13 protein-coding genes and 1 pseudogene are annotated in these 14,513 nt (G+C 59.3%); 6 read left to right on the forward strand and 8 right to left on the reverse strand.

Translation table 11 applies throughout. The annotated features are described in order from the left end of the window. Nucleotides 1-90 precede the first annotated feature (90 nt). Nucleotides 91-903, forward strand: a complete 813-nt coding sequence (gene cysE, locus K3758_RS08120) for a serine O-acetyltransferase (RefSeq protein ID WP_120350884.1) — start codon at nt 91-93, stop codon at nt 901-903. 71 nt (nt 904-974) lie between these two features. On the opposite strand, the gene K3758_RS08125 is transcribed toward cysE, so the two are convergent. The 5 genes from K3758_RS08125 to K3758_RS08145 form a co-directional block, all read right to left on the reverse strand. Further along, on the reverse strand, nt 975-2,333 hold the full coding sequence (locus K3758_RS08125; protein ID WP_259949856.1) for a pyruvate dehydrogenase complex dihydrolipoamide acetyltransferase: 1,359 nt from the start codon (nt 2,331-2,333) through the stop codon (nt 975-977). A gap of 10 nt (nt 2,334-2,343) precedes the next feature. Continuing rightward, entirely contained in the window at nt 2,344-3,735 is a 1,392-nt protein-coding gene (locus tag K3758_RS08130) for a pyruvate dehydrogenase complex E1 component subunit beta (RefSeq protein ID WP_259949859.1), read from the reverse strand. Between the two features lie 4 nt (nt 3,736-3,739). Continuing rightward, nucleotides 3,740-4,747, reverse strand: a complete 1,008-nt coding sequence (gene pdhA, locus K3758_RS08135) for a pyruvate dehydrogenase (acetyl-transferring) E1 component subunit alpha (protein WP_120350887.1) — start codon at nt 4,745-4,747, stop codon at nt 3,740-3,742. Between the two features lie 196 nt (nt 4,748-4,943). Continuing rightward, entirely contained in the window at nt 4,944-5,243 is a 300-nt protein-coding gene (locus tag K3758_RS08140) for a septum formation initiator family protein (protein WP_067265383.1), read from the reverse strand. Nucleotides 5,244-5,364: 121 nt separating this feature from the next. Further along, a complete protein-coding gene (locus K3758_RS08145; protein ID WP_259949863.1) occupies nt 5,365-6,543 on the reverse strand; it encodes a phosphoglycerate kinase in 1,179 nt (392 codons plus the stop codon). A 127-nt stretch (nt 6,544-6,670) separates the two neighbouring features. On the opposite strand from K3758_RS08145, the gene K3758_RS08150 reads away from it, so the two are divergent. From K3758_RS08150 to K3758_RS08160, 3 genes are all read left to right on the forward strand, one after another. Continuing rightward, nucleotides 6,671-7,177, forward strand: coding sequence for a peptidylprolyl isomerase (locus K3758_RS08150; protein ID WP_259949865.1), 507 nt, complete (start codon nt 6,671-6,673; stop codon nt 7,175-7,177). Continuing rightward, a complete protein-coding gene (locus K3758_RS08155; RefSeq protein WP_259949867.1) occupies nt 7,170-7,724 on the forward strand; it encodes a peptidylprolyl isomerase in 555 nt (184 codons plus the stop codon). The genes K3758_RS08150 and K3758_RS08155 overlap by 8 nt, the downstream gene beginning before the upstream one ends. 64 nt (nt 7,725-7,788) lie before the next feature. Beyond that, complete coding sequence (locus K3758_RS08160; protein WP_259949868.1) at nt 7,789-8,757, forward strand: DUF3179 domain-containing protein; 969 nt, start codon at nt 7,789-7,791, stop codon at nt 8,755-8,757. An 81-nt stretch (nt 8,758-8,838) separates the two neighbouring features. Here K3758_RS08160 and K3758_RS08165 read toward each other — a convergent pair whose 3' ends face one another. The 3 genes and pseudogenes from K3758_RS08165 to K3758_RS08175 all read right to left on the reverse strand — a co-directional run. Next, entirely contained in the window at nt 8,839-9,339 is a 501-nt protein-coding gene (locus tag K3758_RS08165) for a polymer-forming cytoskeletal protein (protein ID WP_067623551.1), read from the reverse strand. Next, a complete protein-coding gene (locus K3758_RS08170; RefSeq protein ID WP_067623553.1) occupies nt 9,329-10,657 on the reverse strand; it encodes a M23 family metallopeptidase in 1,329 nt (442 codons plus the stop codon). Before K3758_RS08170 ends, K3758_RS08165 begins: the two co-directional genes overlap by 11 nt. Nucleotides 10,658-10,862: 205 nt before the next feature. Continuing rightward, nucleotides 10,863-11,036: pseudogene (locus tag K3758_RS08175) on the reverse strand (DUF455 family protein); the annotation flags it as partial. 197 nt (nt 11,037-11,233) lie between these two features. Between K3758_RS08175 and K3758_RS08180 the strand changes: the two are divergent. Further along, nucleotides 11,234-12,625 carry a tyrosine-type recombinase/integrase gene (locus tag K3758_RS08180; RefSeq protein ID WP_259949873.1) on the forward strand — a complete coding sequence of 464 codons (1,392 nt, stop codon included), beginning with the start codon at nt 11,234-11,236 and terminating at the stop codon, nt 12,623-12,625. Further along, a complete protein-coding gene (locus K3758_RS08185) occupies nt 12,622-14,508 on the forward strand; it encodes a hypothetical protein (protein WP_259949883.1) in 1,887 nt (628 codons plus the stop codon). The genes K3758_RS08180 and K3758_RS08185 overlap by 4 nt, the downstream gene beginning before the upstream one ends. Nucleotides 14,509-14,513 lie beyond the last annotated feature (5 nt).

Raw genomic sequence — 14,513 nt, forward strand, 5'->3', positions numbered from 1 at the left:
GTTATCACGATTTTGAGCATGTGCGGATTTACAAATGGTCCTACGCTATTGCATGAGCTACCCTAGCGGCAGAGTGAAGGAGCCCGTGCCATGGCGCAGACACACAGAAATATCTCGAAAGTGGACCCGGTCTGGGATCAGATTCAGCAAGAAGCTGAGGATGCGGTGCGTGATGAGCCGCTGATCGGCGGCTTTGTTCACGCCTGTATCCTGCATCATAAATCCATTGAGAACGCGCTTTCCTATCGCATCGCCGCCAAGCTGTCGTCCAACGAGATGTCGATGATGGTCGTGCGCGAAATGGTCGAGGAAGCCTATGCCGAAGACCCGGACCTTGTCGCCGCAGCGCGCGCCGATCTGGTGGCGATCTATGACCGTGACCCGGCCTGCCATCGGCTGTTGCAGCCAATCCTGTACTTCAAAGGCTATCAGGCCGTGCAGGCCTACCGGGTTGGTCATTACCTCTATGCCAAGGGCAAACGCGATTTGGCCTATTTCATCCAAATGCGGGTGAGCGAGATTTTCGGGGTGGATATCCACCCGGCGGCCAAAATGGGCAAGGGCATCATGATCGACCACGCGCATTCCATTGTCATCGGTGAGACGGCGGTGGTGGGCGACAACGTCTCGATGCTGCATTCGGTGACCCTTGGCGGCACCGGTAAGGAAGAAGAAGATCGGCACCCCAAGATCGGGAACGGCGTGTTGATTGGCGCAGGCGCAAAGGTGTTGGGCAACATCACCATCGGCCATTGCAGCCGGATCGCCGCGGGCTCGGTCGTGCTGGAGCCTGTGCCCGCCTGCAAAACTGTCGCCGGGATTCCGGCGCGGATCGTGGGAGAGGCGGGCTGCGATCAGCCGTCGATGTCGATGAACCATCTTTTTGGGCCAGACGCCGAGTAGGCGCAGAAGCCAGCGTTGCAATAAAAAAAGCCGGGGCATGCCCCGGCTTTTTCGTTTCGAGGGTGCGGGCCTTAGGCCAGCATGATCATCGGATTTTCGAGGTTCTCGACAATCGCATTCAACAGCTGCGCACCGAGGGCACCGTCGATCACGCGGTGGTCGACCGACAGGGTCACGGACATGACCGTCGCTGCAGTGATCTCACCATCCTTGCCGATGATCGGCTTTTTGACACCAGCCCCCACGGCAAGGATCGCGCCATGCGGCGGGTTGATGACCGCATCGAAATTGTCGATGCCGAACATGCCCAAGTTGGAAATCGCAAAGCTGCCGCCCTGATATTCATGCGGTGCCAGTTTGCGGTCGCGGGCGCGGGTGGCAAGGTCTTTCATCTGCGCCGAGAGGGTCGAGAGCGACTTGGTATCGGCGTCCTGCAACACGGGGGTGAAGAGACCGCCTTCGATCGCCACGGCCACGGCCACATCCGAGGGTTTCAGCTTGAGGATGCGATCACCGGCCCAGACGGCATTGGCATCCGGCACCGATTGCAGGGCCAGCGCGCAGGCTTTGATGATGAAGTCGTTGACCGAGAGCTTCACACTCCGCGATTCCAACTGCTTGTTCAGATCGCTGCGGAAGGAAAGCAGCGCGTCGATCTGGATGTCGCGGCGCAGGTAGAAATGCGGTACGGTTTGCTTGGCCTCGGTAAGGCGCGCAGCGATGGTCTTGCGCATGCCGTTGAGGGTGACTTCCTCGTAGTCCCGGCCCTCGTACATCTTGGCGACCGCATCGGCAGATGGGCCGGTGGCCGCGGCTTGGGCGACCGGGGCGGCATCCTTGGCAGGTGCCGCGCTGTCGGATTTTGCCGCTGTCGGCTGGGCGTTCTCGACATCCGCTTTGACGATCCGGCCGCGCGGGCCGCTGCCGTCGATTTGCGACAGGTCCAACCCCTTGTCGGCGGCGATCCGGCGGGCGAGGGGGGAGGCAAAGATACGCTCACCCTTATCGCCCTTCGGGGCTGCGGGGGCTTTGCTGTCGCTTTTGCCCGTCGGCTCATTCGCATCCGTCGCACCGCGGCCATAGCCCGCTTCGGGCGTCTCGGCTTCGGCGGCTTCGGGCGCTGCTTCAGCCTGCGGTTTTTCTTCCTTGGCCGGGGCGGCGCTGCTGTCGATGTCGTCGGCGCTCTCGCCTTCTTCGAGCAATACGGCGATCGGGGTGTTGACCTTCACCCCCTCGCTGCCTTCGCTGATCAGGATCTTGCCGATGGTGCCTTCGTCGACGGCTTCGAATTCCATCGTGGCCTTGTCGGTCTCGATCTCGGCCAGAATGTCACCAGAGGAGACTTCGTCACCTTCCTTGACCAGCCATTTGGCAAGCGTGCCTTCCTCCATCGTGGGGGACAGGGCGGGCATGAGAATTTCTGTGGGCATGATCCGCTCCTTACCGGTAAGTGACTGATTTCACGGCTTCGATCACCTCGTCGGTGGTAACCAGCGCGTGTTTTTCAAGGTTGGCGGCATAGGGCATGGGCACGTCCTTGCCGGTGCAGGTGATGACCGGGGCGTCGAGGTAATCGAACGCCTCCTGCATGATCACGCCGCTGATGTAGCCGCCGACTGAGCCCTGTGGCCAGCCTTCTTCGACCGTCACGCAGCGGTTGGTCTTCATCACCGATTTCAGGATCGTGTCGGTGTCCATCGGGCGCAGGGTGCGCAGGTCGATGACCTCGGCTTCAATGCCCTCTTCGGCCAGCTTCTCAGCAGCCTCCAACGCATAGGTCATGCCGATGCCGAAGCTGACGATGGTCACGTCCGACCCTTCGCGCCAGATGCGGGCCTTGCCGAAGGGCACGGTGTAATCCTCAATATCCGGCACATCGAAGCTGCGGCCATAGAGGATTTCGTTTTCAAGGAAGATTACCGGGTTCGGGTCACGGATGGCGGTTTTCATCAAGCCTTTGTAATCGCTCGCCGAATAGGGCATCGCGACCTTTAGGCCGGGGATCTGCATGAACCACGCGGCATAGTCCTGAGAGTGCTGCGCGCCAACGCGGGCGGCGGCACCGTTGGGGCCGCGGAAGACCATGGGCGCGCCCATCTGGCCACCGGACATGTAGAGCGTCTTGGCTGCGGAGTTGATGATCTGGTCCATCGCCTGCATGGCGAAGTTGAAGGTCATGAACTCAACAATCGGGCGCAGACCGCCAAAGGCCGCACCAACACCGATCCCGGCAAAGCCATGTTCGGTGATCGGCGTGTCGATCACCCGTTTGGGGCCGAATTCGTCCAGCATCCCTTGGGTGATTTTATATGCGCCTTGGTACTCCGCGACTTCCTCACCCATGAGGAAGACATCTTCGTCGCGGCGCATCTCTTCGGCCATGGCATCGCGCAGCGCTTCGCGCACGGTCTGCTGCTTCATCTCGGTGCCTTCGGGCCAGTCGGGGCTGGTGTCAGGCTCGGGCTGTTTCTTGCCTTCGGCGGGGGGGGCGCGGTCGCTGTCGTCGTTGTCGCCCGACTTGGCTTCGGCGTCGTCGCTTTTGGACTCGGCGGGGGCGGATTTGGCGCTGTCGATGTCGGAGGGATCTTCGCCTTCTTCCAGCAGCACGGCGATGGCGGTGTTCACCTTGACGCCTTCGGTGCCCTCGCTGATCAGGATCTTGCCGATGGTGCCTTCATCGACGGCTTCAAATTCCATCGTGGCCTTGTCGGTCTCGATTTCAGCCAGAATGTCACCAGAGGAGACTTCGTCGCCCTCCTTGACCAGCCATTTGGCCAGCGTGCCTTCTTCCATGGTGGGGCTGAGGGCGGGCATGAGAATTTCGGTTGCCATTGCTTCAGGCCTCCTGCGGAACTTCGGTTGCGTAGATATCGGTCCAGAGCTCATCAAGCGCGGGCTCCGGGCTTTCCTTGGCGAAATCGGCGCTCTCGTTCACGATCTTCTTGATCTCTTTGTCGATGGCCTTGAGGTCCTCTTCGCTGGCGTGATTGCCTTCCAGCAGCAGGGTGCGGACCGATTCAATCGGGTCACGCTCGTCGCGCATTTTCTGGACCTCTTCACGGGTGCGGTATTTCGCGGGGTCGGACATGGAGTGGCCGCGGTAACGGTAGGTCTTGATCTCCAGAATATATGGTCCGTTCTCGCGGGCGTGGGCCACGGCCTTTTGACCGGCCTCTTTCACCGCCAGCACATCCATCCCATCGACGGCCTCACCGGGGATGCCAAAGGCTTTGCCGCGCTCCCAAATCTCAGCAGAGGAGGTGGAGCGCTGCTGCGAGGTGCCCATGGCGTATTGGTTGTTTTCGATCACAAAGATCACCGGCAGCTTCCAAAGGGCGGCCATGTTAAAGGTCTCATAGACCTGACCTTGGTTCGCCGCACCATCGCCGAAATAGGTGAAAGTGACGCGCCCGTTGCCCTTGTATTGATCGGCAAAGGCAAGCCCCGCGCCGAGCGGCACCTGCGCTGCGACGATGCCGTGGCCGCCGTAAAAATGCTTTTCTTTCGAGAACATATGCATGCTCCCGCCCTTGCCCTTGGAGTAGCCACCCTCGCGGCCCGTCAACTCGGCCATGACGCCGTTCGGGTCCATGCCACAGGCCAGCATATGGCCGTGATCGCGGTAGGAAGTGACGCGCTTGTCGCCTTCTTCGGCGGCGGCCTCAAGGCCGACAACAACAGCTTCTTGCCCAATATAGAGGTGGCAGAACCCCCCGATCAGCCCCATGCCGTAGAGTTGTCCGGCTTTCTCTTCAAACCGCCGGATCAGCAGCATGTCGCGGTAGTAGCTGGTCAGCTCCTCCGCAGAGACATTGGGTTTCTTGCTCGATTTCCTCGCGGCCATGGACGTCTCCTCCGTCGGCTTTGGTCAGGTGCCAAAAGTAGTTTAGCGTTAAACTATTCCCTAGCGCATTCCGGAATGGATTGCGAGAGACTTTGTGATGTGGCGCACGCACCACGGCTGACAAGGCGAAGGAGGCCAGAGATTTTGAGTGATTGCAAGGCCGCAGGCGCGGGGCAGGGCGATGAGGGGCGAAAGGTCAGCGAATGACAATCTCATCGGTGCGGACCATGCCCAGCACCTTGCGCGCGCGTTCGTCCAAGAGATCAAGATCAAGGTAATCGTCCGACAGGCGACGGGTCAGGTTCTCCATCCGCGCAACCTCGGCGCGGACTTCGGCCAGACGGTCGCTCAGCTTTTGGTTCTCGGCCACGATCTCGGTCCGGCGGAACAGGCCGAAATCCCCTTGCACGGCGGCAAAGGTGAAATACAGGCTCAGCGCGAAAGCGATTGCGAAAAACAGCAATGTGCCGAAAGCCGGACGGGTGTTGCGTGTCATGGTTCTGCCTCTGCGTCTCTTGGCGGACGTGACATCAGTATGACACAGGCGATTCGACATGGGAATCCCACAATTGCGGGAAACCCGTTGTTTTTACCGCGAAATCACGATTTTGCGCGGCTTAGCCGCCCAGAGCAGCGACGCCGGGCAGTGTTTTGCCTTCCATCCACTCAAGGAAAGCGCCCCCGGCGGTTGAGATATAGGTGAAATCATCCGCCACGCCCGCTTGGTTCAGCGCGGCAACCGTGTCACCGCCCCCGGCGACCGAGGTCAGCGTGCCTTCGCGCGTCTTGGCCGCTGCCGCGCGGGCCGCGGCGACGGTGGCAGTGTCGAAGGGCGGGATTTCAAAGGCCCCCATTGGCCCATTCCAGATCAAGGTCCGCAGACCGGCAAAGGCCGTCTCGACCAAAGCGACCGTATCGGGGCCCGCATCCAGCACCATCTGGTCTTCGGCGAGGCTGGCATCGGGGCCGAGCTGGGCCACCTCATGGGCGGCCCCTTTGGCGAACTCACGCGCGACCATGCCGTCGACGGGCAAGATCACGCGGCAGCCCGCCTTGTCGGCCTGCGCCATGATGTCTTTGGCCGTGTCGTAATAATCCGGCTCTTCCAACGACTTGCCCAGATCAGCACCGAGCGCGGCGAGGAAAGTGTTCGCCATGCCGCCGCCAATCACCAGAACATCCAACCGGTTCACGAGGTTTTCCAAAAGCGCGATCTTGGTCGAAACCTTTGCCCCACCGACCACAGCCCCCACCGGGCGCTCAGGCTTAGCCAACGCCGCCTCCAGCGCCGAGAGTTCCGCCTGCATCAAACGGCCCGCGCAGGCAGGCAACAGCCGCGCCAGCGCTTCGGTCGAGGCATGGGCGCGGTGGGCGGCAGAGAAGGCATCGTTGCAGTAGATATCGCCAAGCGCGGCCAGTTGGCGGGCGAAACCTTCGTCATTGGCTTCTTCGCCGGGATAAAGGCGGATGTTTTCCATAAGTTGCAGATCGCCCTGCGCCTCGGCGGCGGCATCCAGCGAGGGCACGAAAGCCACATCGCGGCCCAATGCCTTTTCCAGCGCGGGTAGGACCTGTTTCAGGCTCATCTCGTCCACGACCTTGCCCTTGGGCCGTCCGAAATGCGCCAGCAGCGTCACCTTGCCGCCGCGCGCCAGGATGTCGGTCACCGTGGGCACGATCCGCTCGATCCGCGTGGCATCGGTAACGCGGCCATCTTCGACCGGTACGTTGATGTCGACGCGCAAAAGCACCCGCTTGCCGTCCAGTTCCATATCGTCCAGTGACTTCCAGCCCATCGGTCTTCTCCCAATCCAATCCGTTGCGCTGTGTTTTGCTGTTATCTTGGCTCAGGTCAATGCGCGGCTTGGCAATCGCGGCCAAGCTCCTTAGGTATCTGGCAAAGACAAACCAAAGGATTGCCCAATGGCCGAGATCAAAGACCCCGAAAACACCATCCTGATGGAACTCAAAGGCGGCACCGTCACGATTGAGTTGATGCCCGACCTTGCGCCCAAGCACGTCGAGCGCATGAAAGAACTGGCCCGCGCCGGGAAATACGACAACGTGGCTTTCCACCGCGTGATCGAAGGTTTCATGGCCCAGACCGGCGATGTGGCCAACGGGAACATGGAAGACAACTTCAACCTGCGTGCGGCTGGCACCGGCGGCTCCGACCTGCCGAACCTGCCCGCGGAATTCTCCAAGGTTCCCCACGCGCGTGGCACCATCGGCGCCGCTCGTTCGGCCAACCCCGACAGCGCCAACAGCCAGTTCTTCATCAATTTCAAGGACAATGATTTCCTCAACGGTCAGTACACCGTTTACGGGCAAGCTATCTCGGGCATGGAACATGTCGACGCGCTCACACGGGGCGAGCCGCCTGCGAACCCCGACCGCATGATCTCGGTCAAGGTGGCCGCCGATGCGTAAGCTCGTAGGCACCAGCGCCGTTTTGGCACTCCTCGGTTCGGCGGCCATGGCCACCGGGCTTGAGATCGACGTCGCAGGCGAGGCCAATGGCACCGTCAAGATCGACCTGCTGGAAGATGTGGCACCTGCCCATGTCGCGCAGATCACCGAACTGGCTGAAGAAGGCGCCTATGACGGGGTGGTCTTCCACCGCGTGATCGACGGCTTCATGGCGCAGACCGGCGACGTGCAGTTTGGCCGCGCCGATGGCGACACCGCACGCGCCGGCATGGGCGGCTCCGACAAGCCCGACCTTGAGGCGGAGTTCTCGGACATCGCCTATGAGAAGGGCGTCGTGGGCATGGCCCGCAGCCAGAGCCCGAACAGCGCCAACAGCCAGTTCTTCATCATGTTCGACGAAGCCCCCTTCCTCGACGGTCAGTACACCGTCGTGGGCAAGGTCACCGAAGGGCAGGACGTGGTCGACGCCATCAAACGCGGCACCGGCCCCAACGGTGCCGTTGTCGGCACGCCGGACGTGATGCAAAAGGTCACTGTGACCGAGTAACATCTGTTCCCGATCGCGTGGGGTGGGCTTGCTTGCTCACCCCCGCATGCGGCACGCTCAGGCCATGATAAAATTAAGCGCCATCGTTCTGAGCCTTGGCCTTGCGGCCAACAGTCTTCTCGCCGATCCCGCCCGCTGGCAGGGGGAATGGCCTGAGACCGATTTTTCAAAAACAAGCATCACAGATTGGTCCGAGATCATCTCGGGCGGGCCGCCCAAGGATGGCATCCCGGCACTTGATGCACCGGGTTTCAAAGCCGCGCGCGCCGAAACCCGCATCGCCCCGCGCGAGCCGGTCATCACGGTCGCGATAGAGGGTGCCAAACCGCGCGCCTATCCGATCCGCTATCTGACATGGCATGAGATTGTTAACGATAGGGTCAATGGCCAGCCCATCGCCGTGACCTTTTGCCCGCTGTGCAACTCTGCGCTGGTCTTTGACCGCCGCGTCGCGGGGCAGGTGCTGCGCTTTGGCGTATCAGGCAAGCTGCGCCATTCCGACATGGTAATGTATGACCGCGAAACGCAAAGCTGGTGGCAACAGGCTGAAGGCCGCGCCATCGTGGGGGCGCTGACGGGCACCGAGCTAAAGCACCTCCCAAGCTGGCTGGAAAGCTGGGCCGATTTCACTGCGCGCCACCCCGACGGGCTGGTGATGGAGGAGCCGTCCTATAACCGCGACTATGGGCGCAACCCTTACCGGAACTATGATTCTTCGGCCAAACCCTTCCTCTATGATGGCTCACAACCGCCTCACGGTATTGCGCCGCTCGAGCGTGTGGTGCGTGTGGGAAACCGGGCGTGGCGGCTCAACCGCCTGGCCGAGGAGGGCGAGGTGCGTGAGGCCGGTGTTACGATCACGTGGCGGGCGGGGCAGGCCTCGGCGTTGGACGCGGGGCAGATCGGCCAGGGGCGTGACGTGGGCAGCATCCGCGTGCGTGACAGCGCCGGACGCGACGTGCCGCATGATGTGATGTTCGCTTTCGCCTTCGATGCCTTTTGGCCAAATGGCACTTGGATGCTGGGGCGTTAAGCCCGCGCCGCAAGCCCGAAATGAAAACGGGCGCCGCAGTTTCCTGCGACGCCCGTGAATGCTGTGAACCGACCGCGGGTCTTAGGACGCCGGGTTCGGCTTCTGCGCCGGAGCGGATTTTGCGCCGGGGTTCAGCGGATCGTCCTGACGCTGCACCGAACCTTCGAAATGTGCGCCGGATTCGATCGCGATGGTCTTGTGGATGATGTCACCCTCAACCCGTGCGGTCGATGTCAGACGTACCTTGAGGCCACGCACGCGGCCCACGATACGGCCATTGATCACCACGTCATCGGCAACCACTTCGCCTTTGATCGTCGCCGTTTCACCGATGGTCAACAGATGCGCGCGGATGTCGCCCTCAACAGTGCCTTCAACCTGAACATCGCCCGTCGTTTTCATATTGCCGGTCACATGCAGGTCCGAAGACAGAACGGATGCGGGCGGCTTCGCCTTGGGGGCGCTGGCCTTGAACTCGCTCTGCTTGGAGGGCGCAGGGGCCGCCGAAGCGCTGGAAGGTGCCGGTTTGGACGCATCTGCATCCTGGGGCGCGGGATCGTTGATTTTGCTTTTAGAAAACATCGTTTGCAGCCTTGATATAGATCATGGGGTTAACAGCCTTGCCACCTACGCGGACTTCATAGTGGAGATGGACACCGGTGACCCGTCCTGATGCTCCCATATCACCAATATGCTGCCCGCGCGAGACTCTTTGACCAACTTTCACGCGCAGCTTGGACATGTGGGCATAACGGGTCTCAATCCCGAACTCGTGCTGGATCTTGACCAAACGGCCATAGCCCGAGGACCAGCCGGCGTGGATCACCACACCATCGGCGGTCGCATAAAGCGGCGTGCCCATGCCAGCGGCAAAGTCGACGCCCTTGTGCATCCGGCGGCCACCTGTCTTGGGGTCGCGGCGATAGCCGAACTGGCTGGTGAAGCGGAAAGCGTTTTTGACCGGGTTCGCAAAAGGCGCTTTTTCAGCGGCGATGCGGTAGAGGTTCAGCCGGTCCATCTGGTTCAGCAGACGGTTCGCGCGCAGCGTATCGGGGCTCAGTTCTTCGCCGCGGGTGGTGAAGGACAGCGGCGTCATCGGGCCACCTTGGCCGGAATAGCCGCGGCGCACGGTGGCGAGGATGCGGTCGGTCGGCATGCCCGCGCTGCGGAACATTTTGTCAAGCGGGGCGACAGAGACGCTCATCGCTTCTTCAAGCTGGCGGAAGATCGCGTCGTTCTGATCGCGCATCAACGCGATCTCTTGCGCCATTTCATCGGCCTGCAGCAGCGCATCCTGCGCGTCGACCACAACTTTGTCGCGCTCTGCCGCGGTGCGTGCCAGAGCCTGGGCAAGGAAATCGACCGGCGCTTGATCGGCATCGGCGCGCAGGCTGCCCGCCTCACCGTTCTCAAGGCTGCCTTCCAATTCGGCCAGCTTCAGCCGGGCCTTTTGGCGGTCTTTCATCGTGTCGCGCAGGGTAGATTGGATCACGTCGATCCCGGTCTCCAACTCACGGCGGCGGGTCTCTGACGCCAGCAGTTCGGATTGCATGACGGAAATTTGTGTGAGCGCGGCGTTAAAGCGGTCTTGTGCGGCCAGTGCCTCTTCGGCCCGCAGATCACGCTGCGCGGAAAGCTCGTTCAGACGCGCCTGATAGGTGCGCTGATCGCGTTTGGCCTGCTCGCGAAAGTTGCCCGAGCCGATGCTGTCCATCAAAATGATCGCCGTGGCGATGATGGCCCAAGACACGAGGAAGGCCGACCCCGCCAGCCCGATAATCTGGGTGCCGGGTCGCAGGCGGATGAAACGTGTATCGCTGTCGGATTTCAAAAAGACGCGGCGTTCGGGAAAATAATGCTCAAGCAGAGCATGCGTCTTGATGGCAATCCGTGTGCGCACGTTGTCGTCCTTTGTCCCGTCCCGTCGGCGCGGAGGGCTCGCCCAGCCCGCGCCCAACGTCAATAGCCAGTGCCCGCGAATGGGGCAACCCTATTGACCCGCGGCGACCCGCGCCTGCGCGGCAATCCCCCATTCGCCCCAAAAAAAGCACTTTGCTATTGGCAAAAATCCGCCGATACCAAGCACTTGCTGTTTTATGGCTGGATCAGCTTGGGCCTCCGTCCGCCGTGAGAGGCCAGTAGAAATCGGGCGGGATTCCCGCCTCGGCGCGTTTTTCCTCGTTGAAAGGCGGCTTCAGATCGCCGTGAAAATACTTGCGCACGAGGGCGTGAAACCGGTCTTTCGGGTCTTCGTCATGGCGGCCACAAAGGAAGTGAAACCTTATATGAACTAACCTAAAAGAACATACGGATAGCAAAAATATAAATGTTTTTCAATGATTTAACCCTTAATCTCTTAAACCTCTGAAATTCCTCCTTTTCTCAAGTGTGTAGAAGCAATACAATATATACAAGATGACAAAAATCTTAGGTTTATCGGTTGTTTATAGGATATGGAATTGTAAGGATAGGTAAGATGCCGGGCACAGCCTTTCCGCGCTTCACTTTAGCTGAAACTGGGTATGATAGAGGTAAGTCCGGCTACTTTGTGCTGGGCGGTTTTGCGGTCCAAAATCAAAATGGTGTAATTCTGGGCCCAAGCATGTTCCTCCGCGCAGTTTCTGAAAATCGCCTGAGTAAGAAGTCGGCGCGATCATGGGCGACAGACATCAAGCAGTGGGTGCGGTTTGTCGAGTTCGTGCAGGTGGGTCGAAAAGATCCTCCTTATGAGTTCAATCTGATGGACGTCGACGAAGAGACACTTAAACGCTACGGCGACTTCCTAAGCAGGCACGTCAAATCAAGGGCAGATTCCCAGCTTTCCACTAATACAGTTCGCAACAAGCTCCTGCGCGTATGCGCTATGCAGCAGTGGTTTGCGGACAACCGCTGGTTCTATGGGGATCTCGGGCCTCGAGCAGAGGCTCGAGCCACATTTCGGTCTCCTCGACCGACTGGTCTTCTCGCTCACATTCACAGTCGAAGTGCGACCGGTGTGTCGAAAACTGCGCCTATGGGCTCTCAGTTTGCGCTCAGTGCGGAGGCACGAGAGCCTGTTTATCTGCCAAGGGCACTTACGGAAAGCGATGTGCGAGCCGTTGAGGGCGCGCTTAGGGCGCGCCTCCGAACCGCAGTGGAATATTCACCTCGGCACGATCAGTATGTTCGCGATGAGCTCGTCTTTAACGTAGGTCGGTTCGTCGGACTTCGAGTCGAGAACCTATCTGATCTTCCTGTCGCCAAAATTCTGGCCCTCAGGCTGAGCCACCTGCGAGACACCGACACCATCGCAATACCGATGATCGGAAAGGGCGGTCGCACGATCCATCCCTCGTTTCCAGTGGCCCTCCTTCGGCAGATGCGAACTTACGCTGAAACAGCGCGAGACCGTGCAGTGAAGCGAGGGAAGGTGAAGGACCAGTCGGGGCTCTTCGTGTCTCATATCGGTCGCACGACCGGCATGCCGATTGGCGAGCGTGCAATTCAAAAGGCTATGAGTGATCTGTTCATTGAAGGCGGCCTCTCAACGCCAGAATTGAAGCGTAACCGCGATGGTTCTGTGACCAACGACGAGCAGGGGAGGCCTGTTTATGAGGCAAAGGCACGGTATTCGATCCATGCGTTGCGTCACACCTGTGCAATGCGAACCTACTATGCGGTTTATGAGGCTACAGGCGATCGCGATCAAGCCATGAGTGCTGTGCAGGGTCAACTCTGCCATGCCGATATCGCGACAACAGAAAAAAGGTATGCAGAGCTCAGTCGCCGTTTTCCGACGTGGAATTCATTCTCCCACGGGTTGAAACGGGAACGCGCTGCGACTGAAGCCACAATGGCGGACGCGGATTACCTGGAGTTATTGGAATGAGTGGCGACCAGTTTGAATCCGGTCTGGCCAAATTGCTTGAAGAACAGGAGAGCGAGCGGCAAGCCCAGAAGAACAACAAGGTTATCGCTCCCCCATGGCAAAGGGCACGGGTTGCCAGAGCGTCAGGCATCCAGATCGTTGTTCGCAATCCGGAAGGGAGCGCCAAGCCTTACAGAAAGATCAATATATCCTTTGTCTGGAGGTTGGGTCTACAAAGCGTTCTGGAAAGAGGGCTTCTGCAAATCGCGTCCACCGGGGCGATCACCACTGTGGAGCAGAATATTAGAGATGTAAGAGTTGGTTTTTGTGCCTTTCTTCAGCAAAAGATTGATGGCGCGGGTGTCACCCGCGAACGGTGGTCCGCGGAGCAATTTGCCGCCGACGATATCACAAAGTTTGCGCAATATCTGCGTTCTTCCAAGCTGAGTAATTCAGCGCGTGATAGTCGAGCCCATGCGTTTAAGAAGACAATAAAGGCCTATTTGCAGGCAACTGACGCCTCCGACCCCGACTACTCAGCTATTGAGGCCCTCTCGAAGACACCCGCATTCAAAACCCTTCCGAGGGACGCTAAGTCAGCAACTGGCGACATCAAGAGTAGAGCCACGGACGCTGAGAAATTTCTATCGTATGACCAGATGGTAGCGATTTACGATGCGGCGGCATCCGAAGTCCGGAAAGTGACTTTGGAGTGGCGCCACATGCAGGAACTTATTCGTGAAGGAAATAGGCTTCTTGAAACCGGGGCCCCATGGGAACAACCTCCAGAGTTGGGGGGCAGTCTCTCTTTGCTTCTCGCCGTCATCGCACGAGAGTTCCCAACCACAATACCCAACCGAAAAAATATGAGGAATACCCATCCGGAAATTGCGGCCGCGCTGAGGGGTTGGGATAGCACGGTGACGTCACCGCTCCATGTTGCAAGAAGGGCCCTTTATGCGGAGGCTTCTGATTTGCTTCCGTTCTTCATACTCCTCATGTTCAGAACTCGATTCAACAAGGGTGTTTTGAATAAACTTCGATGGCCCGATGTAACCGATCGCGGCGATGTCATCGCATTTGCGCCATTCAAACCGCGGGCACATTCTTTCCAGCCTCGATCTGAACTTGCCGGAGACGCGAATGACCCGCTTTCCCTGCGGTCCATGCTGGATGTGATTTTCTCTATGACAGAACGCCTCCGGAAGGTTGCACCCAAGGCCGAAAGCGATCGGGTATTTCTGTCTATGACACACCCGATCCCGTCGGTTACCGTTGGTTTCGATGGAGTTCTTGTCCGAAAAAAGCATGGGGCGTTTGGCAATTTCCTAAAGGAACATGCTCTCGACGGATTCAACGTTTCAAGCATTCGTTCCACGTTGCTGGATGCCATCACGAATGAAGGCGGTGGAATTGGTGAGGCCGCCAAGGAGGGCAACCATTCCGAAGCGATCACCACACTCCGGCACTACACGTCGATCCGGACCGCTGAAGGGCGTCGCGTTACCCTTGCTGAAGCGACACTCCAAATGAAGAGGTGGGCTGAAACAAAAGGCAACATGGACCCCCGCCATCTTTCCAGTAAGACTGACCTTAAATCAGCAACACCCGGCTTCGGCTGCCTTAGCCCCTTCGAAAGCCCGCTTCCCGGAGAAACTGCTGGACGTCTCTGTCAATCAGAAGGTCACTGCGCCAGATGCCCAAATGCAATTCTCCGTAGCGATGATGCAAGTTTGATCGCGTATGTTGTTGCATACGCGGAGGCTGCTGCAAAGGCGACCCATTTATCACCCATGGTTTTCGATGAGTTGCTCAGCGGATATAGACAGCTCTTCACGCAAGTTCCCGACGATGTCCTTGCCAGTGCGTTGGAATTGCCGAAGCCAGATGCACAGGTCAAGTAGGGGGG

This window comes from Sulfitobacter sp. W002, from assembly GCF_025142135.1.
GTDB classification, from domain to species: Bacteria; Pseudomonadota; Alphaproteobacteria; order Rhodobacterales; family Rhodobacteraceae; genus Sulfitobacter; species Sulfitobacter profundi.